Source organism: Actinomyces ihuae (assembly GCF_001457875.1).
GTDB lineage: Bacteria > Actinomycetota > Actinomycetes > Actinomycetales > Actinomycetaceae > Pauljensenia > Pauljensenia radingae_A.
This window is the reverse complement of the sequence record NZ_CZPX01000005.1, coordinates 655,435-677,409: the sequence shown is the minus strand read 5'-3', so window position 1 is coordinate 677,409 and position 21,975 is coordinate 655,435. Positions and strand designations below refer to the sequence as shown.

At 61.3% G+C, this 21,975-nt stretch carries 19 protein-coding genes and 1 pseudogene; 13 read left to right on the top strand and 7 right to left on the bottom strand.

Translation table 11 applies throughout. The features are described from left to right. Window position 1 precedes the first annotated feature (1 nt). A complete protein-coding gene (locus BN3002_RS07635) occupies window positions 2-910 on the top strand; it encodes an ABC transporter ATP-binding protein (RefSeq protein ID WP_082628688.1) in 909 nt (302 codons plus the stop codon). Then, window positions 907-2,334 (top strand): ABC transporter permease, encoded by a 1,428-nt coding sequence (locus BN3002_RS07630; protein WP_058237353.1) that lies wholly within the window; start codon window positions 907-909, stop codon window positions 2,332-2,334. Before BN3002_RS07635 ends, BN3002_RS07630 begins: the two co-directional genes overlap by 4 nt. 86 nt (window positions 2,335-2,420) lie before the next feature. Here the strand turns inward: BN3002_RS07630 and BN3002_RS07625 are convergent, their stop codons facing one another. Continuing rightward, window positions 2,421-3,305, bottom strand: a complete 885-nt coding sequence (locus BN3002_RS07625) for an HhH-GPD family protein (protein ID WP_058237352.1) — start codon at window positions 3,303-3,305, stop codon at window positions 2,421-2,423. A gap of 66 nt (window positions 3,306-3,371) precedes the next feature. On the opposite strand from BN3002_RS07625, the gene dcd reads away from it, so the two are divergent. Together dcd and BN3002_RS07615 are read left to right on the top strand one after the other, a co-directional pair. Continuing rightward, the gene (gene dcd, locus BN3002_RS07620) at window positions 3,372-3,965 is read left to right on the top strand and encodes a dCTP deaminase (protein WP_058237351.1); all 594 of its coding nucleotides are present in this window, start codon (window positions 3,372-3,374) and stop codon (window positions 3,963-3,965) included. After that, window positions 3,958-5,301 (top strand): hypothetical protein, encoded by a 1,344-nt coding sequence (locus tag BN3002_RS07615; RefSeq protein WP_058237350.1) that lies wholly within the window; start codon window positions 3,958-3,960, stop codon window positions 5,299-5,301. Before dcd ends, BN3002_RS07615 begins: the two co-directional genes overlap by 8 nt. Before the next feature lie 27 nt (window positions 5,302-5,328). On the opposite strand, the gene BN3002_RS07610 is transcribed toward BN3002_RS07615, so the two are convergent. Then, window positions 5,329-7,620 (bottom strand): (Fe-S)-binding protein, encoded by a 2,292-nt coding sequence (locus BN3002_RS07610; RefSeq protein WP_058237349.1) that lies wholly within the window; start codon window positions 7,618-7,620, stop codon window positions 5,329-5,331. Between the two features lie 254 nt (window positions 7,621-7,874). Here BN3002_RS07610 and BN3002_RS07605 point away from each other — a divergent pair, with 254 nt between their 5' ends. The 8 genes from BN3002_RS07605 (at window position 7,875) to purM (ending at window position 18,293) form a co-directional block, all read left to right on the top strand. Next, a complete protein-coding gene (locus BN3002_RS07605) occupies window positions 7,875-10,838 on the top strand; it encodes a Na+/H+ antiporter subunit A (protein WP_058237348.1) in 2,964 nt (987 codons plus the stop codon). Then, window positions 10,838-11,356, top strand: coding sequence for a Na(+)/H(+) antiporter subunit C (locus BN3002_RS07600; protein WP_058237347.1), 519 nt, complete (start codon window positions 10,838-10,840; stop codon window positions 11,354-11,356). Before BN3002_RS07605 ends, BN3002_RS07600 begins: the two co-directional genes overlap by 1 nt. After that, window positions 11,353-13,266: a Na+/H+ antiporter subunit D gene (locus BN3002_RS07595; protein ID WP_074026213.1), complete on the top strand. Its 1,914-nt coding sequence runs from the start codon at window positions 11,353-11,355 to the stop codon at window positions 13,264-13,266. Before BN3002_RS07600 ends, BN3002_RS07595 begins: the two co-directional genes overlap by 4 nt. Next, window positions 13,263-14,321: a Na+/H+ antiporter subunit E gene (locus BN3002_RS07590; protein WP_058237346.1), complete on the top strand. Its 1,059-nt coding sequence runs from the start codon at window positions 13,263-13,265 to the stop codon at window positions 14,319-14,321. Before BN3002_RS07595 ends, BN3002_RS07590 begins: the two co-directional genes overlap by 4 nt. Then, the gene (locus tag BN3002_RS07585; RefSeq protein WP_058237345.1) at window positions 14,318-14,797 is read left to right on the top strand and encodes an MrpF/PhaF family protein; all 480 of its coding nucleotides are present in this window, start codon (window positions 14,318-14,320) and stop codon (window positions 14,795-14,797) included. Before BN3002_RS07590 ends, BN3002_RS07585 begins: the two co-directional genes overlap by 4 nt. Next, the gene (mnhG, locus tag BN3002_RS07580; RefSeq protein ID WP_058237344.1) at window positions 14,797-15,150 is read left to right on the top strand and encodes a monovalent cation/H(+) antiporter subunit G; all 354 of its coding nucleotides are present in this window, start codon (window positions 14,797-14,799) and stop codon (window positions 15,148-15,150) included. Before BN3002_RS07585 ends, mnhG begins: the two co-directional genes overlap by 1 nt. Window positions 15,151-15,302: 152 nt before the next feature. Then, the gene (gene purF / locus BN3002_RS07575) at window positions 15,303-17,048 is read left to right on the top strand and encodes an amidophosphoribosyltransferase (protein WP_058237343.1); all 1,746 of its coding nucleotides are present in this window, start codon (window positions 15,303-15,305) and stop codon (window positions 17,046-17,048) included. 27 nt (window positions 17,049-17,075) lie between these two features. Next, entirely contained in the window at window positions 17,076-18,293 is a 1,218-nt protein-coding gene (gene purM / locus BN3002_RS07570; RefSeq protein WP_058237342.1) for a phosphoribosylformylglycinamidine cyclo-ligase, read from the top strand. A gap of 535 nt (window positions 18,294-18,828) precedes the next feature. Here purM and BN3002_RS07565 read toward each other — a convergent pair. From BN3002_RS07565 to BN3002_RS10785, 4 genes are all read right to left on the bottom strand, one after another. After that, window positions 18,829-19,107 carry a DUF3073 domain-containing protein gene (locus BN3002_RS07565; RefSeq protein WP_058237904.1) on the bottom strand — a complete coding sequence of 93 codons (279 nt, stop codon included), beginning with the start codon at window positions 19,105-19,107 and terminating at the stop codon, window positions 18,829-18,831. A gap of 173 nt (window positions 19,108-19,280) precedes the next feature. Next, window positions 19,281-19,589 (bottom strand): DUF3618 domain-containing protein, encoded by a 309-nt coding sequence (locus tag BN3002_RS07560; RefSeq protein ID WP_058237341.1) that lies wholly within the window; start codon window positions 19,587-19,589, stop codon window positions 19,281-19,283. After that, window positions 19,586-20,074, bottom strand: coding sequence for a phage holin family protein (locus BN3002_RS07555; RefSeq protein WP_082628598.1), 489 nt, complete (start codon window positions 20,072-20,074; stop codon window positions 19,586-19,588). The genes BN3002_RS07560 and BN3002_RS07555 overlap by 4 nt, the downstream gene beginning before the upstream one ends. A 289-nt stretch (window positions 20,075-20,363) precedes the next feature. Continuing rightward, window positions 20,364-20,738: a hypothetical protein gene (locus BN3002_RS10785; protein WP_257525575.1), complete on the bottom strand. Its 375-nt coding sequence runs from the start codon at window positions 20,736-20,738 to the stop codon at window positions 20,364-20,366. On the opposite strand from BN3002_RS10785, the pseudogene BN3002_RS11485 reads away from it, so the two are divergent. Continuing rightward, window positions 20,679-20,897: pseudogene (locus BN3002_RS11485) on the top strand (YdeI/OmpD-associated family protein); the annotation flags it as partial. The gene BN3002_RS10785 and the pseudogene BN3002_RS11485 overlap by 60 nt on opposite strands. A 44-nt stretch (window positions 20,898-20,941) precedes the next feature. Here the strand turns inward: BN3002_RS11485 and BN3002_RS07545 are convergent. Further along, a complete protein-coding gene (locus tag BN3002_RS07545) occupies window positions 20,942-21,910 on the bottom strand; it encodes a Sir2 family NAD-dependent protein deacetylase (RefSeq protein WP_117394373.1) in 969 nt (322 codons plus the stop codon). Between the last annotated feature and the right edge of the window lie 65 nt (window positions 21,911-21,975).

Below are 21,975 nucleotides of genomic sequence, written 5' to 3'. Positions count from 1 at the left end.
CGTGGCACTGCTCGACATTCATGACGTCACACGGACAGTCACGCTGCCCGATGGGGATGATCTCCACATCCTCAGGGGTGTCAATCTGACTGTGGAGCCTGGCGACCACGTCTCCATCGTGGGGCGATCAGGAACCGGCAAATCCACGCTGCTCAACATTATTGGACTGTTGGACAAGCCGACCAGTGGGACCTACAGCATCGACGGTGTTGATACATCGGGCCTGGGCGAGGGGAAACGATCAGCACTTCGAGGATCATCCTTCGGCTTTGTCTTTCAGCAGTTCAACATTTTCAATGCTCGAACAGCGCTGCAGAACGTGGAAGTCCCGTTGCTGTATGCGGCAGGCCGTCAGTTCTGGAACCGTCGCAACCTGGTGGCTGACATGCTCGAGCGGGTTGGCCTGGGCGACCGCCTTGACTCCTATCCCACGCAGATGTCGGGCGGTGAGCAGCAACGTATCGCCATTGCGCGCGCTTTGGTGCGCACGCCGCGCGTCATTCTGGCCGACGAGCCGACGGGCGCACTGGACCCGCATACCGGCCGCATCATTATGGAACTGCTCGAAGACGTGGCTGCGGAAAACAATGCCGCCCTGATCGTCATTACGCACGACATGAATGTGGCGGCGCGAGCGAGCCGCGCGTATTCCCTCTACGACGGCATTTTGCACAATGTTGACGATTTGTCTGAGCACACCGTTGCCGCCGTTTCAGACGGGGTGCCCGTCATGTCGCAGGATGCAGGGCACGATCAGACACCCCAGTCGCCATCGGACATGCCAATGAGCAACGAGGGTGAGGCTTCGGCCGCGCCTGAACTGTGCGACGAAGAAACAGACACAGCCACCATTGAGGAAGTGACCGTCACGGAGGACGGGGAACCGCATGAAAATGAGGTGACGCCATGAGGATCCTGAGCCAGATTGTGGGCGCACTCGTCGAGGCGTGGGGTGAGGTGCGCGTGCAGAAAGCGCGCGTGATCCTCTCCCTGGTGGGTGTCGTGGCAGCTGTTGCCGCCATGTCAACGGTAATTGCGTTGGGTGACATCGTCGGGCAGGCGGACAAGGAAATGAATGAAGCGTTCGACGGCCGGGATATTACGCTGCGGCTCATGCCGCAAAAAACCGGAGACGGCGGTGGCGACACTGCGGGCGCGCCACCTGGTGGCGGCATGGTCGTGGGAAGCGGTGGCGCCGTGGCGTATGCCGACGACGCGGTACCGGATTCAACTGAGCCGGAAGACCAGGACCAGATGGGCTGGTCCGCTCAGGCGACCGGTATCGTGGCCGACCCGGTGTCTACCGCCATGAAAACGCTGGCGGACCGCTTCTCAATTCCGTACTGGTCACGACTGGAAGATTCCTCCATTCAGATCGAAGAAGTCGATCGAGCCCAGCAAACCGGGTCGTTCCGCGGGGTTCCGGTTGTGGAGCCTAAATACGGATTTGGAGGATTGGCACTGCAGGCGGTGGATCCGAATTATCAGGTGCTGTTCCGCCTGAAGCCGGTGCAGGGACGCTGGCTGCAGGACAGTGACATCAACCAGCGGGTCAGCCCTGTTGTTATCAACAGTATTTTGTGGGAATACCTGGGCAAGCCCAACATTGCTGACCCGATTGTGCTGAACGTGACCGGCAAGCAGACACAGCAGCTGCGTGTAGTCGGAGTGGTCAGGGCGAAATCCGCCTGGGATCAGCCCATCATCTACATGCACTACGACGCCTGGCAGCTGACCAAACCACAGGACACGGCCGACCCGACAATGGCAGGAGGCATCGGAGGTTTTCCGACGATGCTGGTGTGGAGCGGTGAAGACCAGGTTGACCAGGCACGCACCGAGCTGCCCGCGGCTCTGAGTGCGATTCTGGGTCAGGGCTGGCGCGTGGATGTGAGTGGCGGCGAGCAGTTCGAAAGTGTGCAGGATCAGACTCAGACGCTGCGCCTGATAGTCATGATCATCGGCGCGATCGTCATCTCTCTGGGCGCATTGGGCTTGCTGAACGTGGCGATCGTGACGGTGCGTCAACGTATCCGGGAAATCGGCATCCGACGCGCAATGGGTGCCTCGGCCGGCAGAGTCTTCTTCGCCGTGTTCATGGAATCAGTGGTCGCGACCTTTGTTGCAGGCATAATCGGGGTAGGCATTGCGATCGTGATCCTGCAGTTCATTCCGCTCGAGTCAATGGACATCATATTGCAGGACCGACCGGCGTTCCCCACTTCCGCGGCCGCCGCCGGCGTCGGGATCGCATCTGCAGTTGGCGCTCTGTGCGGCATTATTCCGGCAGTGGCAGCCATCCGGGTGCGCCCGATCGACGCGATTCGCTACTAATCAGCTACCAAGGGACTGCCTTCTGCGCAGGCCGTCCTGACCGCAAGAGCGGGCTTTATGCGGCCCTCTAATGGGCGGTCAGCGCTCTAGTCAGGCAGGCCATACGTTCCGCGTCGATCCACTTCGATCAACCCGTCATTGACGAGGGCATCCACCACTTGCACTGCCTGGTCGGCTGGAGCGCCGGGCAAGGTGGCCGCTTCAATGACTGCATCGCGGCCGACGCGCTCCGCTGAAGAAGCGTGAGCATCACGCAGCAGCGCCATGACGCGGCCACGAGCCTGACGGTCGGTTCCCGCCCACGCCTGGCCGCGCGGTTTGACCGCATCGGCAGGCTGACCGTCAGCAAGCCATCGGCACCGCTCACTGATCGGGCATTGATCGCACAGCGGTGCGCGCTGCGTACACACCAGTGCGCCAAGCTCCATGATGGCCACGTTCCACAAGGCGCAAGCGTCGCCCTCGTCCGGAAGTAATGACCATGCGCGATCCTGTTCGGCTCGTGAAGGGGCCGATTTTCGGGCGAACTGGCGGCCGTCAAAGACTCGGGTGAGGACCCGACGAATGTTGGTGTCCAATACAGGGACACGTTGGTGGAAGGAGAAGGATGCGACAGCTGAAGCGGTGTAGGGGCCGATTCCCGGCAGTTCCAGCAGGGCATCCATATCGGCCGGGACACGGGAACCGGGGCGGTTGGCGATCACCTGAGCGCATGCATGCAGACGCAGGGCTCGCGACGGGTAGCCCAGGTGGTCCCACGCCACCAGAACATCGGAGCGCCTGGCACGGGCCAGATCAACAGGCGTGGGCCAGCGTTCCATCCACCGCTCCCAGATCGGCTGGACCCGCGGTATCGGGGTCTGCTGGCTCATCACTTCAAAAACCAGGGTGGCCCACGGGCTGACATGGTCAGAACGCATCGGAAGGTCACGCCGATTGTGCCTGTACCAGGTCGTTACCGCGTCAAACATGACTACAGCCTACGGGCAAGTTGCCGTTCAGTTGGAGCTGGGGCGCCGACGTGGGACAATCAACACATGCTCCTGAGTGACCGTGACATTGCTGCCAGCCTGGATTCGGGGCGGATCAATCTCGACCCGCTCGACCGCTCGATGATTCAGCCCGCCAGTATCGACGTGCGCCTCGACCGGCTCTTCCGCCTGTTCAACAACCACCGCTATTCGGTGATCGACCCGGCGGCCGACCAGTCAGACCTGACGCACCTGATTGATGTGGGACCGGACGACCCCTTCGTGCTGCATCCCGGCGAGTTTGTGCTGGGAGCCACCTACGAGCAGGTCACCCTGGCTGATGACATCGCCGCGCGCCTGGAAGGCAAGTCGTCGCTGGGCCGGCTCGGATTGCTGACGCACTCGACTGCAGGGTTCATTGACCCCGGATTTTGTGGCCATGTGACCTTGGAGCTGTCGAACACAGCGACGATGCCGATTCTGCTGCACCCCGGCATGAAGGTCGGACAGTTGTGTTTCTTTGATCTGTCGTCGCCCGCGAAGAACCCGTATGGATCAGCCGCGGCCGGCTCCCACTATCAGGGCCAACGCGGGCCGACCCCGTCCCGCACGCATGTGCGCTTTACCCGCACCAGAATCGAGCGTGGGGCTGATGACTGACACGTCATCACCTGACAGTGGCGCAGAGGCACCCTCGTCGCACAACACTGCGCCTGGCCAACCCACGCGCATTTCAATTCATGACCGCTTCGCCCAGGCGGACCGCCGTGTTGAAAAGCGTGCAGAGCAGCAGGGGGAGGCTGCCGACGCGACCGAAAGTGAACGGGCCGCGCAGCGCGAGGCACCCAGCCTTCTGGCTGACACGTCATTGACGGCGCTGAGCGGCCTGAACGTTTTGACGGATTCGTTCCGCATTGACGAGGGGGGCCGCGCGGCCCGCGATGACTCGGGAGCACCGATCAGCGCGCCGCTGACACGCCTGGAGGACCCGCACCCACTCGACGTGGACAGTGCGCGTGAGCACCATGTGCTGTTGCTCAGCCCGGAGGTCGACCCCGAAGAACTCGAAGCGCTGGCAATTTCTGTGTGGGATGACGCCGGATGGGCCGGGGCAGGAAACTTGACGCTGTGCCAGTCCGCGCGGCTCAATGGCCCGTGGAGCGTGGATGCGGCGACTCGCGCCGAGCTTGGATCGGGCGCGGACCTGACGCGTGCGTGGATCCTGAATTGTCCCGCGTCACGTGGGAAAGCTCCAGATGAGGACATGAAAGAGCGTGACAGGTGGGCGCGCGCATTCCCAGACGGCATGCCGATAGGACTGGAGTACAAAGTCTTGCTGGTCCTGTATCGCATGGCTCGACGCCTGGGTGGTGCGCTGCGCATCGCGACCGACACGTCCGGTGATGTCATTCAGCCTGACCCGGATTCGGCAGTGGGGCTGACCCTGTATTCGAGGCGCTGGCTGGATCCCGATGAACTGATGGAGCTGCTGCACAGGGATTTCCCAACGGTGGTTGACTCGCGGGAATTGGGTGTCAGGCAGCAGCGCCGCCTGACACAGCGTGAAGTTGAAGCTGCGCGCGCGATCCAGAGCTCAACGCCGGCATTGAGAGAAGACATCGCTCAGAGACTCAAACGCGACCGAGCCGAGGCGGCAACCCGCGACCAGGTGCTTGACGGTTACTGCCTGGTCGCGCCGGCTGGTAACCGGTCTGAGTTTTCCTGCGAAGTCACCGTCACGCGCGACATTCCTCGAGTCCTGCGCTGGGAAATATGGGAATCACAGTCGGTGATCTGCTACAGGCTGCACTGGTTGAACCATGCGGATCTGAAAGTGCATGCGCCGACGAATATGCTCACCCGGACAGCCAGGCTTGAGCGGGCACGCTCGGCACGCGACATTGAGCGCGCGGCCGGATTGATCGTCTCCGCAGTGGGTGGCTTCGTGGTTGACGAGGATGACTTCCTGGTCGCCATGAGCGACCAGGGCGACTAACACACCTGCAGACCTGTTCCACTGGTGCTAGGTGATGGCGCCGTCGTCTCCGGCTGCATCGCGGTGACGGTGGACGCCCTCGAGCAGCAACACGGCAACGTCCTTGACTTCAGGCATATTCTCACCGTGCGCCGATCCCAGCATCTGCGAGCAGTAGGGGCACGCAGTTGCCACGACGTGTGCTCCGGATTCACGCGCCTCATCCATGCGGTTATCCGCAATGCGCGTGCCACGTGTTTCCTCCATCCACGCCCGCGCGCCACCTGCACCACAGCACATTGCACGCTCGCGGTTGCGCGGCATCTCCACCATGTCCACACTCGGCAGTGATCCCAGCAGCTCCCGCGGTGCCTCAAAGAGACGGTTGTGCCTGCCCAGGAAGCAGGGATCGTGATACGTAATCGTCTGGTGGCGCTCACCGGGTGCGGGCGGCAGGGGAGTAAGCCTGTTCTCGCGCACCAGACGGTTCAGCAACTGCGTATGGTGGATTACTTCGAAAGTGCCGCCCAGCTGCGGGAACTCTCCGGCAATCGTGTTGAAGCAGTGAGCACACGTCACAACGATCTTCCTCGCGTGAGCCTCGTTCAACGTGTCAATGGCGGCGCTTGCCAGCATCTGGAACAAGATCTCATTGCCGGCACGACGCGCCGGATCCCCAGTACACGACTCGGCGGATCCAAGCACCCCGAACGTCACGCCAGCGGTGTGCAGCAGTTCGGCCAGCGCGGCAGTGGTCTTTTTCGCGCGATCATCGTACGCGCCTGCGCATCCGACCCACAGCACGTACTCCACGTCATCGGCAGACTCAATATCCTCTCCGATCACCGGTACCTCGAAGTCCAGGTTCTTCGCCCACTCCAGACGCTTGCGAGCCGACTGGTTATACGGATTTCCCTTCTTTTCCATCCCGCGGAACGGGCGCGCCAGGTCGCGCGGGAATGCAGACTCCATCAACACCTGGTGGCGTCGCAGATTCAAGATGTCGTCAACGTGTTCAATATCGACCGGGCATTGATCCACACACGCACCACACATCGTGCAGTCCCACAGGACACCCTCGTCAATGACGTCGGGAACGAGTGGCCCGTCGGTGTCGCGCACCCCAAGCGGACCGGTCGCACCAGAGGATGACAAGGCGTGCAGGACGTCGCTGGTGTGCGGGGAGGGAAGGACGCCCTTTTCGATCAGGGTCTTGTCCTCACCCGGGTCAATCTCCTCAGGTACGTCCATGTCGGTCAGTTCCACGCGCGAAACAGATTCCACATGGTCGCGCAACGCCAGGACGAGCAGTTTAGGAGACAGCGGTTTTTCCGTGTTCCACGCCGGGCACAATTCCTGACAGCGGCCGCATTCGGTACAGGAATACAGGTCCAGGCGCTGCTTCCACGTCAGGTCCTGCGCGGTTCCCACGCCGAGCGGCACGTCATCAGGCAGGTCGTCGAGGCGGTCCAGGTCAGTCAGCGGCTCACCATCAACGAGCATCGGTGCTGCCGGCCCCAGTGACTTCGCGCCGTCGGCGTTGCGCCGCGCATACAGGTTGATGATGGCGAGGAAGCGGTGCCATGCCACACCCATTGATGTCTGCACGCCGATTACGACCATCCACAGCATCGACACAAGAATCTTCAGCAGACTGACCAGCACAATTGCCGTGGCGAGCGTGGAAGGAGCCGCCGAGGATGCCAGCGATCCAATCCAACCGGTCAGCGGATAGTGCCACCACGACGCATCGCCTCCATCAGCAACGACGAGGGCGGCCTCCAATCCGCGCAACACCACCACGCACCCGCACACGATGACAATGACCCATTCGACGAAGAGGGCCTGCCAGCGGGTCGAACCGAAGAAACGGGACGTGCGCTTACGCAAGGTGGCGTCGGCCGGTAGCGGCTCGGGGCGGTGTCCGGTGCGGTAACGGATCACCATTAACACGATGATCGCCAGCAACCCGGCCCATGCAAAAATATCGACGAGCCATTGCCACGGCGCCCACGTGCCGATCAGCGGCAGCGACCAGCGAGGGTCGCGCAGATGCGCATAACCACTGATCAAGGTCAGGAAAAGCAGGGGGAAGGAGACCATGACAAACCAGTGCGCGACTTTCACGACTGGTTTGTGTGTGAACTCGCGGTGCGTGATGATCGTGGAGAGCATCGTCCACAGGCGTTTCCCGACAGGACGCATCCTCGTGTGATCCGGCTGGCCCTGTGAGAACTGGCGAACCAGATGGGCGATGCCTCGGCCTAGTGACACCAGGGCAATCAGAGTGACCAGCCAGGCGAAAACCCATGAAACCGTGACGATGACGGGAGAGGCCATGTGAGTTTTTTCCTCCTGGAATGATCGGTCTGTTGATCCTGATGTGTCTCATTATCCTCTCACGCAGAGCCCCTCGCGCATGCGACCGATCAGCTCTGCCCGTGGCTGAGGCCTTTTGGGCAGGGCACGCAGATTATCAGCCGGTGCATTATCCTAGAAATGACCGTTCGTAAATGCGGGACGTACCTGTGTGCTTGCCCCGCGCACGGCGCCCATCTTCCCGCTGAGAACGACGACCGCTGCGGAGGTTCTGAATGATTACGCTGCTTGCCGCGCATATATGCGCGGCAATTGTAGCGCCGTGGCTTGTCGGGCGATTGCATCGCATTGCGTTCATGTTGTTGGCCCTGGTGCCAGGATCAGCATTCGTGTGGGCACTGGTCCATACCTCCCAGGTGTTGTCGGGCAATGCTGACACGATTCCAGCTGAACACGTGATGTGGGTTCCGGGACTGGATCTGGACATCTGGTTCCGCATGGACATGCTGTCGTGGCTGATGACGATGATCGTGGGAGGCGTGGGTGCCCTCGTCCTGCTGTACTCGTCACGGTATTTTGGGCACTCAGCGGTTGGAAGCAGGCGATTCGCAGCAGTCTTTGTCGGCTTTGCCGGAGCCATGCTCGGCGTGGTCACCGTTGATCACACGATGGGCCTATACACCTTCTGGGAAGCCACATCGCTTTTGTCATTCCTGCTGATTGGGCACCACTTTGACCGCCGGCCTGCACGAGCTGCAGCCCGGCAGGCACTGCTGATCACCACATCAGGCTCACTGGCCATGTTCGCAGGCTTCGTCATGTGGGGTCTGGCTCCCGGTGGCTCCTTCCGCCTGTCCGAGCTGGCCGCGAACCTGGCCGACGGCACGATGGATGCCGGATCGCCGCTTGTGGCGACCGCGGCTGTCCTCGTCCTGCTCGGCGCATTCACAAAGAGCGCGCTCTTCCCTGCTCACTTCTGGCTGCCCGGCGCGATGGCTGCACCCACACCTGTGTCCGCATACCTGCACGCGGCGGCAATGGTCAAAGCAGGTGTGTACCTGGTTGCCCGCCTGACACCCGGTGCAACCCAGATCGCTTTATGGTCCCCGCTGATCGTGACTATTGGACTGATCACGATGGTTCTGGGCGGGTGGCGCGCACTGCGTCAAACAGACCTCAAACTCGTATTGGCATTCGGCACCGTCTCGCAACTGGGGCTGATCACAGCGACAGTCGGGTTCGGCAGTCACGGCGCAATGGTGGCAGGACTGATCATGCTGGTCGCTCACTCGTGCTTCAAATCCACGCTGTTCCTGACAGTCGGTGCGGTTGAATCCTCGACCGGCACGCGCGATCTTCGCCGTCTGACCGGTCTGGCGCGACGCCTTCCCGTGCTTGCCGTAGCTGCCGCGCTGGCATGCCTGTCAATGGCGGGTGTTCCCATCACAGTGGGATATGTCGGCAAAGAATCCATGATCTCCACCCTTTTGGGAGGTTCAGGAGCGCCGTGGACGGGGGCGCAGGCCGCATACTCGGGGCCAACCCTGTTTGACCTTATTGTTCTTGCCGTGATCGCAATCGGATCGATGCTGACTGTCGCATACTCATGGCGCGCATGGTGGGGCGCATTCGGGACGCGCACACTGACCCCGACCGAGCAGAAGAAAAACACCGAAGGATCAGCTGCTGTGACCCAGAAATCAGCCCCTGAGGTCGATGCGAACGGTCAGCTGGTGCGCGTCAAACCCGTCCCGTTGTTGATGCTGATCCCGATTTGCCTGCTTTCCTTCGGCGCACTGATCGGGCTGGCGCCGACCGGGCTGGAACACGTGCTCAGACTACACGGGGCGTACGACCTGGACGGCCCGGCACACGTGGCCTGGTGGTCGGGCTGGGAACCGGCACTGATCACACTCGCCATTTTCGCAGGTGGCGCGCTGCTGGCAGCGTTTGGATATTCGAGTGGGCTGATCTCACCCAAGCCACGCTCCCCGCTGTCCGCCATTTACATCTACTCCTGGTCGGTGCGTGAACTGGAAATCATCGCAACACGCGTCACCCGACTTATCCAGCGCGGTTCGCTGCCCTGGGACCTGTCGACAATCGTCGTGACAATGCTGATCGGTGTGGGCTCTGCGGTGTTGATCTTCCGACCCAGCACCTACGTCATCCGTCCGTGGGACTCCATACTGCAGGTCGGCATCGGTATTGTCATCATCATCTGTGCTCTGCTCACCGCCCGCTCCAGGCGACGCATGCGTGCCGTCTTCGCGCTCGGTGGCGTGGGCCTGGGTGTGGCGGTGCTGTATGCATCGCAGGGCGCACCTGACCTGGCATTGACGCAGATCGTTGTTGAATCGGTGTCGATGGTGATTTTCGTGCTCGTGCTGCGCCGCCTCCCACGCTTCTTCTCCGACAGGCCGCTGGCACGTTCACGCTGGTGGCGTTTCATCGTCGCCCTGCTCATGGGGATCGGCACTGTGTTTGTTGGGCTGTATGCCTCGTCTGCGCGCGTCCACTCCGCAGTGTCGGAGCTGATGCCTAACGAGGCCTCCGAATTCGGCTACGGCGAGAACATTGTCAACGTGATCCTGGTGGATATCCGCGCCTGGGACACGGTTGGTGAGCTGTCAGTCCTGCTGGTCACGGCAACAGGTGTCGCCTCGCTGATCTACGTGTCCTCACGTGTCGGACGGGTGGAGCGTGCCCCGCGTGACTTGACGAGGGAATCCACCTCTTTCCTGCCTGCAGCAACCGCCCTGCGTTCCCAGGACCGCTCAACTGTTCTGGAAGTAGTGACCCGCCTGCTGTTCCCGACCATGATTGTCGTGTCGTTGTGGCTGCTGCTGATCGGTCACAACAATCCGGGTGGTGGCTTCTCTGGCGGTGTGGTCGCAGGCCTGGCTTTTGTCCTGCGCTACCTGGCAGGTGGGCGCTATGAGTTGGCTGAAGCGATCCCGATTCCAGCGGGCCGCGTCCTGGGCACGGGCCTGTTCGTGGCTGCCGGCGGTGCGCTGATGCCATTGCTGTATGGCAACTCGGTGCTCCAATCCACGCCGCTGACCATTGACGTCGGCGTGCTGGGCGACATTCACTTCACCACCGCCATGATCCTGGATGTCGGCGTGTACATCCTGGTGGTCGGCCTGGTGCTGGACCTGGTGGCCTCGGCCGGTGCTGAAATCGATCAGCAGGCTCCGACCCCGATTTCACAGCAAAAGACAGGGAGGAAACACTGATGAGCGTTGCTTCCCTGACGATGCTGGTGATCGCCGGAGTTTTGGTGGCCACGGGCGTGTACTTGCTGCTTGAGCGCACCCTGTCACGTATCTTCATCGGCCTGAGCCTGATCACACACGGCGTGAATGTCTTGATTTTGTCCGGCGGTGGAGCAGCCGGACGCCCACCCCTGCTGGGCAGTGAAGACCCGACGGCAATGGCTGATCCACTGCCGCAGGCTATGATCCTCACCTCCATCGTGCTCTCGTTGGGCACCACCGCTTTCGGCCTGGCACTGGCGTACCGCTCCTGGCGACTGCTCGGACACGATGAAGTGGTCGATGACGTGGAAGACCGCCTGCTGGCGCGCCGCACCGAAGCTGAAATTACCGAGGCTCAGGATGTGGCCTCCTCCGGTGATGAGGACGAAGACATTAACTACGATGAGGATTCCCAATCTGACGAGGATGACGCGGACGGCACTGACGACGCTAACGGCGTTGATGGCGCTGACGACGCAGAGGAGGCCCGACCATGACCTCCCTGGACTGGCTCGTTCCCATTCCCGTGGCACTGCCCCTGCTGAGCGCAGGACTGGCGCTGGCGCTGTCACGGCACCCGAAGATCCAACAGCTCATCGCCCTGGTCACATTGTCACTGACCACCGTTTCATCGGTCGTCCTGGCAGGTGCGGCGCACACCGGTCGCGTCGTCCTCGACGTGGGATCGTGGGCCGCTCCCATCGGCATCACGCTGGTCGTTGACCGGGTTTCCGGCGCGTTCCTGGTGGTCTCTCAGATCGTGACGCTGGCCGTTCTGGTCTATTCCCTGGCTCAGAATCTGGCTGATGACGAGCCGAACATGCCGATCGCCATCTACTTCCCGACGTTCCTGGTTCTGTCAGCAGGCGTGGCTAACGCATTTTTGACCGGTGACCTGTTCAACCTGTTCGTGGGTTTTGAGATCCTGCTGGCCGCCTCGTTCGTCCTGATCATGTTGGGCGGCACGCGAGGGCGAGTGCGTGCGGGCGCTGTGTACGTGGTCGTCTCCCTGCTGTCATCGTCGATTTTCCTGGCCGGCATCGCATTGACCTACGCTGCCACCGGCACGGTCAACATGGCGCAACTGGCGCTGCGCCTACCGGAGATTGATCAGAACGTGGCCACGATGATCCACATGCTGCTGCTGGTGGCCTTCGGCATCAAGGCAGCGTTGTTCCCACTGCAGGCCTGGCTTCCTGACTCCTACCCGACGGCACCGGCGCCCGTGACGGCAGTGTTCGCCGGCTTGATGACGAAGGTAGGCGTGTACGCGCTGATCAGGCTTGAAGTCCTGCTTTTCCCCGGTGATCGCTTCGCCCCGATACTGACAGTCGTCGGCATTGCGACCATGATCGGCGGCATTCTGGGGGCTGTTGCCCAGGATGACATTAAACGTCTGCTGTCCTTCACGCTGGTCTCGCACATCGGCTTCATGATGTGGGGCCTGGCGATCTCCTCGCGCGTGGGTGTCGCGGCAGTCATTTACTACGCAGCCCACCACATTCTGGTGCAAACGGCACTGTTCCTGATTGCTGGTCTTATCGAACGACGAGCGGGAACGACATCGCTGGCCAAACTGTCCGGTTTTGCCAGGAGCGCCCCCATCGTGTCGATCATGTTCTTCATCGCCGGTGTCAACCTGGTGGGTGTTCCGCCCCTGACCGGTTTCATCGGGAAGTTCGCCCTGGCGCAGGCATCTGTCGAAGCGGGCACGTTCAGCGCATGGGCACTGCTGGCAGGCGGCATCATCACCTCGTTCCTCACGCTGTACGTCGTCATCAAATGGTGGCATCAGGCGTTTTGGCAAACAGAAGATGATGCGCCGCTCGCATTGGCTTCCTCTCTGCCCATTCCGGGTATGTCATCGAATAGCTCGTCGCGCCTGTCACGCCAGTTTGACCGAGCCCAGCGCACTATGCGCAGCTCCCTCCAGCACTCTCAGGAAGTGGCTCGATCCGCGCTGACTGAAGCGGAAGCGAAGTCTGGAGGAACCTCACGACTGATGTCGGCAACCGTGGCCGTCCTTGTCGGCGTGCAAATCGCGATGGCCGCACTGTCCGGACCGATCTGGAATTATGTGGAAGAAGGCGCGCGCGACCAGCTGGCACGCACGCCCTACATCAACGCCGTTCTGGGAGGAGACGGGCGCGGTAGCGGCACGTCAGATACGGAATCGGGCGGCACCACGCCGGTCGTTCCCTCACCTGACCCCACGGCTTCACCCATTGAAGATCAGCAAAGTGAGGGCGAGGGCGACGCGCCTCAGTCGGATCACGATTCTCAGTCGGATTCGGCCCAGTCCGGGCGCGATGCACAATCGGGTCAAAGCGGCCAGTCAGATGCCGGTAACCAAAGTGGCGAAACGCGTGGGCAGGTTGGTACATCGCAGGATGGGAGGCGATCATGACAGCCTCACTAACCTCGTCGAACCCGGCCGGGCCGGAACCGCACGTGTCACGACGCCACACCCCTCTGGGTAAGCGCCTCTCCATCGCGATGACGCTGTGGCTGACGATCATATGGTGCCTGATCTTTGGACATTTTGACTGGTTGACGATTATTTCAGGTGTGCTGGTCGCCCTCGCCGTCCAGGTGGCGTTCCCACTGCCGCACATCACTCGCCTGTGGCATATCCGTCCGCTGTACGTGCTGTGGGTGCTGCTGACCTTCACGCGCGATGTCATCGTGGCCGGGCTGCAGGTGTCAAAAGTCGTGCTGCTCAATAAGCGCGTGGACAATGCGATCGTGCGAGTCGATCTGCGATCATCGAACCCGGTACACCTGACGATTCAGTCGGCAATGACGTCACTGGTGCCAGGGACCGTCGTGCTGCGCGTGGACAGGCTTTCAGCCGGGCTGTACCTGCATGTGCTTGACGTTCCGGCTCAGGGCGGTATCGACGGGGTCAAAGAGTCGATTCGCGCTCAGGAAGCACGCATGCTGCGTGCCATTGCAGCCAGCGAGCACCTGGAGCAGTGGGGGATTGACCTGCCGGTGAAGCCGATTTGGTCGTGGAGCAAGAAATCTCCGACTGCCTCGGAGAGGTGCGTTCCCGTCGAAGACACAGTTGAGACGACTCAGGCTCAGCCGCCGCTGCGTGAGGTGACGCCCACCGGCGAGGACCATCATGAGGAACCCGCATCCGGCGAAGGAACGCAGAGGAATCACGGCGACGATGTGCGAGACACTGTTGATCACGCGAAGGCTTTGCGCGATGCCACGCAGGGAGACATTTCCGGAATGGTGGATCTGACAAAGGTCGTGCCGGAAGAAGAGCGTGGGCTGGACGTAACAGAAACGACGAAGTCTGGGGAGGGTCAAGGCTTGGGTGATGCTTTTGCCTCGGACACTGCCGGTGAACCTGGCGATGCCCATGCCTCGGGCAATGCCGAAGAGCCCGGTGATGCTTATCCCTCGGACACTGCCGGTGAACCTGGCGCGCGCGGTGAGGAGGATCAATGATCGGCGACTTTTCAGCGCTTGACCTCCTGCATGCCCTGACAGGACTTATGACCGTGCTCGCGGCAGTACTCGCCACGATCCGCATTGTCAAAGGCCCCGGTCTGCTGGACCGAACCGTCGCATTCGACGTGTTGACGGCCGCGGGAATCGGGATGATCGCCGTGATGATCGTGTGGTGGCATCGCTACGACCTGAGCGTCCTGCTCATCATTCTGGCGCTGACCGCATTCATGTCCGGCGTCGTGGTCTCACGCTTCGCCACACGTATCGACCGCAGCCAGCAGCGCATCCTGAGTGAGGAAGAGGCCCAGGAGCAGGTAGCTGAACGTGAGCGGCAGGCTGAAGAAGCTCAGCGTGAAGAAACTGAGGACGCTCAGCGCAGCGTGCACGATGCCCGCCAGACGGGAGCCGTTGACGCAGCGCACGACCTGGAACTGGTGCATGACCCCGAACACGGCACGCAGGAGGAACACTGATGGTGATGGAATGGATCGGCGCCATCCTGGTCTTTATCGGCGTGGCCTTTACATTGATTGCAGCGATCGGCCTGATCAACATGCCGGATCTGTTTACGCGCATGCATGCGGCATCAAAACCTCAGCTGCTCGGACTGATGTTCATCTGCGTTGGCATGGCGGTCGAATTACATAACTGGCGCTGGGCAGTGCTCGCCGTCGCAGTCCTCGTCCTGCAGGTCATTACCGCGCCCGTGTCGTCGCACCTCGTGGGTCGAGCGACCTATCTCACGGGGAATTGGGATTCAGAGCATCTTCTGGTCGATGATCTGACCGATGACATGTCCTCCTCGTCGATGATTGACGCGCCCTGATCGTTTCCTGTCGAGCTTCCTCGGCCTGCTCTCAGAATGGGATGACGCCCCGCCAACTTCAGCCACGCTCCGACAGTCCTAAAAAGGGTGCAATCTCATGGTCTGAAGATTGGCTCTGCGACCAGTGGATATGACACAGTAGAGGCGTGACTATGAGCATGTCGCTTCCTGACGACACTGACGATCATCCACACGACCATTGCGGCGTTTTCGGCGTGTGGGCGCCAGGCGAAGATGTTTCACGCCTGACATATTTTGGCCTGTACGCGCTGCAGCATCGTGGCCAGCAGTCGGCGGGTATTGCCGCCTCTGACGGTAACAACATCCTCGTGTACAAGGATCAGGGCCTGGTCAACCAAGTGTTCAACGAGCAAACCCTGACAGGTCTGCGTGGACACATCGCCCTCGGACATGTCCGCTACGCCACCACCGGTGCAGACAACTGGCACAACGCCCAGCCCACGCTCGGCCCGACACCGTGGGGCACAGTCGCGCTAGGACATAACGGCAACCTGATCAACACGGCTGCGCTGAGCACCCTCGTCGATGAAATCAGTCATGGCGAACGCCGGGCAGACCGAAATTCGACCACTGACACCTCGATCATTACTGACCTGCTGGGTAAAGCTGACCGGTTGCCCGCCCCGTGGCGCGGCGAAGAAGGGGCTGTTGAAGATGTGGACGAGGGCGACGCAGCCACGTCCGCTGCACCCACTACCGCACCAGCCTCTGCCAAGCCTGCCACGCGGACCGCGCTCGACTCCGAGCCCACCACGTCCACCGCACAAGCCGATACCGCGCCCGCAGGAGCAGACAACGCGCAGCCCGGCCGCCCTTCTGAAGCCGCATTCCAGGCCGCACGCCGCGCATCCGGAGAAATCGATCCGGGCGCCCTGTCAGAGGCGATACGCCAGGCCAGGGAAGCCGGCGACGATGAGGACCACGGTTCACTGGTGCCCTCCGCGCTCAAGGTTCTGCCACTGCTGCGCGGCGCATTCTCACTGGTGTTCATGGACGAGCACGCCATGTATGGTGCGCGTGATCCGCACGGATACCGCCCACTCGTGCTGGGACGCCTGCCGCGCGGATGGGTGCTCGCCTCGGAAACGTCTGCACTGGATCTGGTGGGCGCCTCGTTCGTGCGAGAAATCAAGCCGGGCGAACTGGTGGTCATTGACTCTTCTGGAGTGCGTTCCTACACGTTTGCGCAGGCCGCCAGCGCAACATGCGTCTTTGAATACGTCTACCTTGCGCGCCCCGACACGGTGATCGGGGATCGTCAGATCGTGGCGGCTCGTCGGCAAATGGGAGCAATCCTGGCTAAGGAGAATCCGGCCGAGGCTGACTTGGTCATGCCGACACCCGAATCGGGAACACCCGCTGCGATCGGGTACGCCGAAGAATCAGGCATCCCTTTTGCACAGGGACTTGTGAAGAACTCCTATGTGGGCCGCACGTTTATCCAGCCCACGCAGTCGCTGCGTCAGCTGGGTATCCGACTCAAGCTCAACCCGCTCAAGGAAGTTATCGCCGGCAAACGACTCATCGTCATCGACGATTCGATCGTGCGCGGGAACACTCAGCGCGCGTTGGTGCGTATGCTGCGCGAAGCAGGCGCGCTGGAAGTTCATGTGCGTATCTCCTCGCCGCCGGTGCTGTGGCCCTGCTTCTTCGGCATTGATTTTCCGACGAGGGCGGAACTGATTGCCTCGTCGATGGATGTGGACGAAATCTGTCGCTCCATTGGTGCTGATTCGCTGGCCTACCTCTCACTTCCCGGCATGGTCCGCGCAACCGGGCAAGGCGATAACCTGTGCGTAGGGTGTTTCACCGGCGCGTACCCCGAACCTGTCACACGCGGCACACCCATCCCCGGCACGCCGGGCGCAACGGTCTAGTCACACAGCTACAACTCGGAGGATCTTGTGAGCGAGCATCTTGATTACGCGACAGCAGGCGTGGACACTGCGGCCGGTGACCGCGCGGTGGAACTGATGAAGAACGCCATCAGCCGCACGCATAACTCCACCGTTGTAGGAGCAACCGGCGGGTTCGCCGGCATGGTTGATGCGAGCGCTCTGCTCGGAATGACGCGCCCGCTGCTGGCCACCTCTACTGACGGTGTGGGCACGAAGATTGCGTTGGCGCAGGCGCTGGATATTCACGACACCATCGGCCAAGACCTGGTAGGCATGGTCGTTGATGACATCGTCGTTGTGGGTGCGCGGCCGTTGCTCATGACTGATTACATCGCGTGCGGCAAGGTTGTGCCGGAAAAGATCGCGGCGATCGTGCACGGCATCGCCCAGGCGTGCGAACAAGTCGACTGCCCGCTGGTGGGCGGCGAAACTGCTGAGCATCCCGGAGTGATGGATCCGGACGATTACGACATCGCCGGTGCTGCAACCGGCGTGGTGGACGCGGACAAGATGATCGGCCCTGACCGCGTGCGCGAGGGTGACGCCGTGATCGCTCTGGCATCATCTGGCCTGCATTCCAACGGTTATTCGCTGGTGCGACGCGTTCTGGACATCTCCGGAACCTCTCTGGAATCGCAGTGCGCCGACTTCGGTCGAACAGTGGGGGAGGAACTGCTTGAACCCACACGTCTGTACACCCGTGTGTGCCTCGACATGCTGGATTCTCTTGGTGTTGACGAGGGTGGCCTGCACGCCCTGAGCCACGTCACCGGCGGGGGATTGGGAGCCAACTTGTCCCGAGTCATTCCCAGCGGTTTGTGCGCGACTGTGGATCGTGGTTCATGGACTGTGCCTGCCGTGTTCGAGTGGGTGCGCCGCAACGGTGACGTGACATGGGAAGCTCTGGAGGATTCACTGAACCTGGGTGTTGGCATGGTCGCTGTAGTCGGGCAGTCCACTGCTGACCAGTGCATGTCGCTCGCTGCCGACGCTGGGATAGAGGCGTGGGTGCTGGGCGAGGTCATCGCCTCAGAGGGTTCCGCTGCAGAACGTCCTGCTGCAGAACGCACCGCTGCTGAAGGCTCTTCCGTAGAACGCACTGCTGCAGCGGGCCATGCCACAACGGGAGCCGCCTTGAGCACGTCCCAGCCGCGACTGATCTGCGGTGCCAAGGGAGTCGATGCCGGGGCCGTGGCGCTATCCGGCAGTTATCGCGTGAGCTGAGCGGCTTCGGTAGCAGGCTGATGCCAGCGGCTATGGTGGAGTGCGCCGCGTTCGCTGCACCGCGTGCAGGCCGTCGTCCACCGGTTGTCGCACACCAGGCCCCGCGTTCGCTGCACCCTATGCACAACCCCCTAGATTTAAACAGTTTTCTCGCACAATCCCCTAGATCTAAAGTGATTTGTGCACGATCCCCTAGATAAACCCCACCTGCGGATGCGCGCGGCAGTACATCTGGCTCCTGACCTGCGCATATGTAAAACCCGAGAAATGAACTCCGGTTAAATCTAGGGGGTTGTGCACGCAAATCGGAAGATCTAGGGGATTGTGCGCGCGAACGGGTTAGAACTAGGGGTTCGTGCACGCGGTGGCTTAGATCCAGGGGGTTGTGCACACAGCTCAGTTAGATCCAAGGGAAATGTGCCGTCAATCCGCGGACTCCGGGCGCCGCGTCGCGCGCAAACATAAAACGAGGACGGTGCGTAGCGCGCCGCCCTCGTCAATCGTGTGAAACAACGTACGTCACAGTGGACGTCACTCAGCGTGAACTCTGGTCGCTTTCGTATGCGCCGTAGTCGTCGTCCTCGTCATCCTCATCCGCGAACATGTCGGCGTAACGGTCTTCGTACAGATCCTCATAGGAATCATCCTGCTGATCGTCATCGTCGATGTATTTTGCGTATGGGTCATCTGGATCGGCTCCCTTACGCTCGGCAGCCAGCTCTCTCTGGAGGGCTTCCAGATCAGTATCGGGACTGAAATACTTCAGCTTACGTGCGACTTTCGTCTGCTTGGCCTTCTGACGGCCGCGCCCCATGGCGTCGACCCCCTCCACGGTGTGCGGATCCGCGTAAAGCGGTGTCCTATGTTGGTCAAAATTCTGTCGTGTCCACATCATAGCGTGTTCAAAGCCATGTCACCTATTCGTGTGACATGAGACATCGTGTCGCCTGCGGGCCGAGAACCTCTACACGAGGATGACGTGGCGATTCAGCGTTTGACGATCCTGAAGATCACGAGGCCCACGAGGGCGCTCACGCCCACCGCTGCCGCCGCAACTTTCATGATGGCGTCTGAATCACCCGCACGGGCATCGTCGACCAGTAACTGTGCTTTGGCCTGGTAATCCTTGGCCTTCTCCTGTGCAGCTTCTTTCGCGAGGCGAGCCTGGTTGGACGGGCTGATGGTTTTCACCAGTTCGTCAACGGTGACGCTCATCTGTGCGCGGGTGCGCTCCAGTTCGCGCTCAATCTCCTCGGGGGAACGACCTTCAGCTTTGCGGGGTTCTGACTGGCTCATTTACCCAATCCCTTCTTCAGCGCATCGACGTCATCTTTCAGGCCTTCCTGAGGAGCAGGCGTGTCTTCCTTTGCCTTCTTCAGGGCGGAGACACCAACCAGCGCCAGAATCAACACGATGATGAGGAGAATTCCGACAACGATCAGCGATGCCGCCCAACGAGGCAGAGCTTGTGCAATGCCGAGCTCGATCGTGTGGAAAATCCAGCCCAGCATGAACAGGGCGAAAACGGCTGCTCCAGCGAGCAGGCCGCCACCCATGCCGATCTTTCCCAGGAATGCGGTTGCCTTCGTCTTCGTCAGTTCAATCTCACCACGCACCAACGTAGTGAGCTGAGCGGACAGGGTGGCAAAGAGCTCACCGATGGTCGGCCCTGATTTTCGTGATGCATTCGCGTCGGTTGCTGTATAGGACGTCCGGGTTGTATCGGACGTCGAAGTGACCGGCTGCGCGCTCGAGTTCGAGCGGAAGCGGTTCGTCGACATGGATGATTCTCCTTCGCGCCGTCAGTGATTTCGGCCTTCTAACTCGCCTGTTAGAAGTGTATAAACCCAAGTGTTGCAGATTTGGAGCTTTTTGGTGCAGTGGACAGTAAAATCCGACCGGATTTCCTCCATGCGCGCAACGGGAGGTAGGTCGTGCGCGGGCGGCGGGTTTTAAGCGAGATCTAAGCCTTGTGCGGGAGTCCTCTGCGGCCGGGAGACAGCTCGTGTGCAGGCGGCGATCCGCGACCGAGAGCTAGGCCAGGCGCCGGCAGCCAGAGCGGTTGCTGCGTCAGCGTTCAGGTGCGATAGGCCCTGGCAGCTGCGAGAAGACTTCCTGCGCTTTCTCAAGGACGCGCCGGCTTTCCTCAGGCAACTCGCTCATATGATTGTGGGTGCTGCGATCGGCCGCAGACAGCTCACCACCGTCGCCGCCCGCTTCATTATCCGCATCGTCAGATTGACGAGGGTGGCTGGGCGAGTCGCCATCTTTGCCCGAAGGGGTAACTGACTCGTCCATTTCAGTGTTCGATGACCCGTCCGGCTCAAGCTCCAGCGTCGACGACTCGGACGCGGTATCGTCGGTTGCGGACTGATCCACTGATGAATGGCGGAACCACGAACAGGGCCGCCACCACCGTTTCCGAAAGCCGCGCGAATCAGACATAGACCTATTGTGCCCCGAAAGGGTCGCAAAATTCTCGCTACGGCTGAAACCGCGTGGCGTGACATCACCACCCTTGCGCGCAACGAATTTATCTGCTGGGTCACCAGTGCGAAGCAGGAAGCTACGCGCCAGCGACGCATCCGACGCACTCTTGAAGAGCTTGATGAAGGCAAACGCCGCCTGTGTTGTTGGCCGGGGTGCCCTCATCGCGAAAAAACAGGCCGCGCCTGGCGCGGGGCGGCAGAAGCGTGGAGCCGTTCAGCCAGATACGGCAGGGCCGTTGACGTCCCTATGTTGACCCTCACCTGTGCGAAACGATCCCCCCGCGTCGCGCCGCGATTGATAATCGCGATGGGCTTGTCCTCGTGATGAGCCTGGCGCACGAAACGCATCGCTGAGCCTACGGCAAGGGATGAGCCTGCCACCAGCAGCGCATCAGCTTTCTCAACCAGGGTGCGCGCCGCGCGGACAATATGTGGACGGACGGTGCCGCCGAAGAAAACAACGTCAGTTCGCAAAATGCCGCCGCACGCCGGGCAGTTGGCGATGACGAAACCACTTGTGTCGCCCACATCCAGATCGGCATCGGGCGCGACGTCCCCCTCGTCAATGCTGATCTGCCACGTGGGGTTGAGTTCAACGAGGCGCTTGTGCAGGGCCGCCCTCGGAAAAATTCTGTGGCAACTGGTGCACATGACGCGGTCAAAGCGGCCATGCAGGTTGACCAGTGAGTGGGTGCCGGCTCGGGCGTGCAGCATGTCGACGTTTTGCGTAATGACGCCGTCGATGATCCCGTCACGTTCCATCTGCGCCAGGGCGAGGTGGCCGGCGTTGGGTTGTGCGCGCAGAGGCGCGAGCCAGCCGGAATGGTTGCGCGCCCAGTAATGACGGCGGTACGACTCGTCAGACATGAACTGCTGCAGTGTCATGGGGTGTCGGTCAACTGCGCCGGGGGATCGGTAATCCGGCAGGCCGGAGTCCGTGGAAATTCCCGCACCGGTGATCACCGCGATGAGCTTACCGTCGAGCAGCTCGACAACAGGTTCGAGGGCGGCCGACACATCCGTGGGATCGGGTCGCGCATCTTCAGCCGGAGGCACGGGCGTGTTCTTGATCCGCAGGTTAGGGATGTTGCCGTCGGGGAAGTAATCCTCAATCGAATGGTGAGCCACGCTGTCAGACTATCGTGAGTGAGCAGAACGCGTGTTCTGGCCTGGCTGCTGCCGTCTCGTCTTTC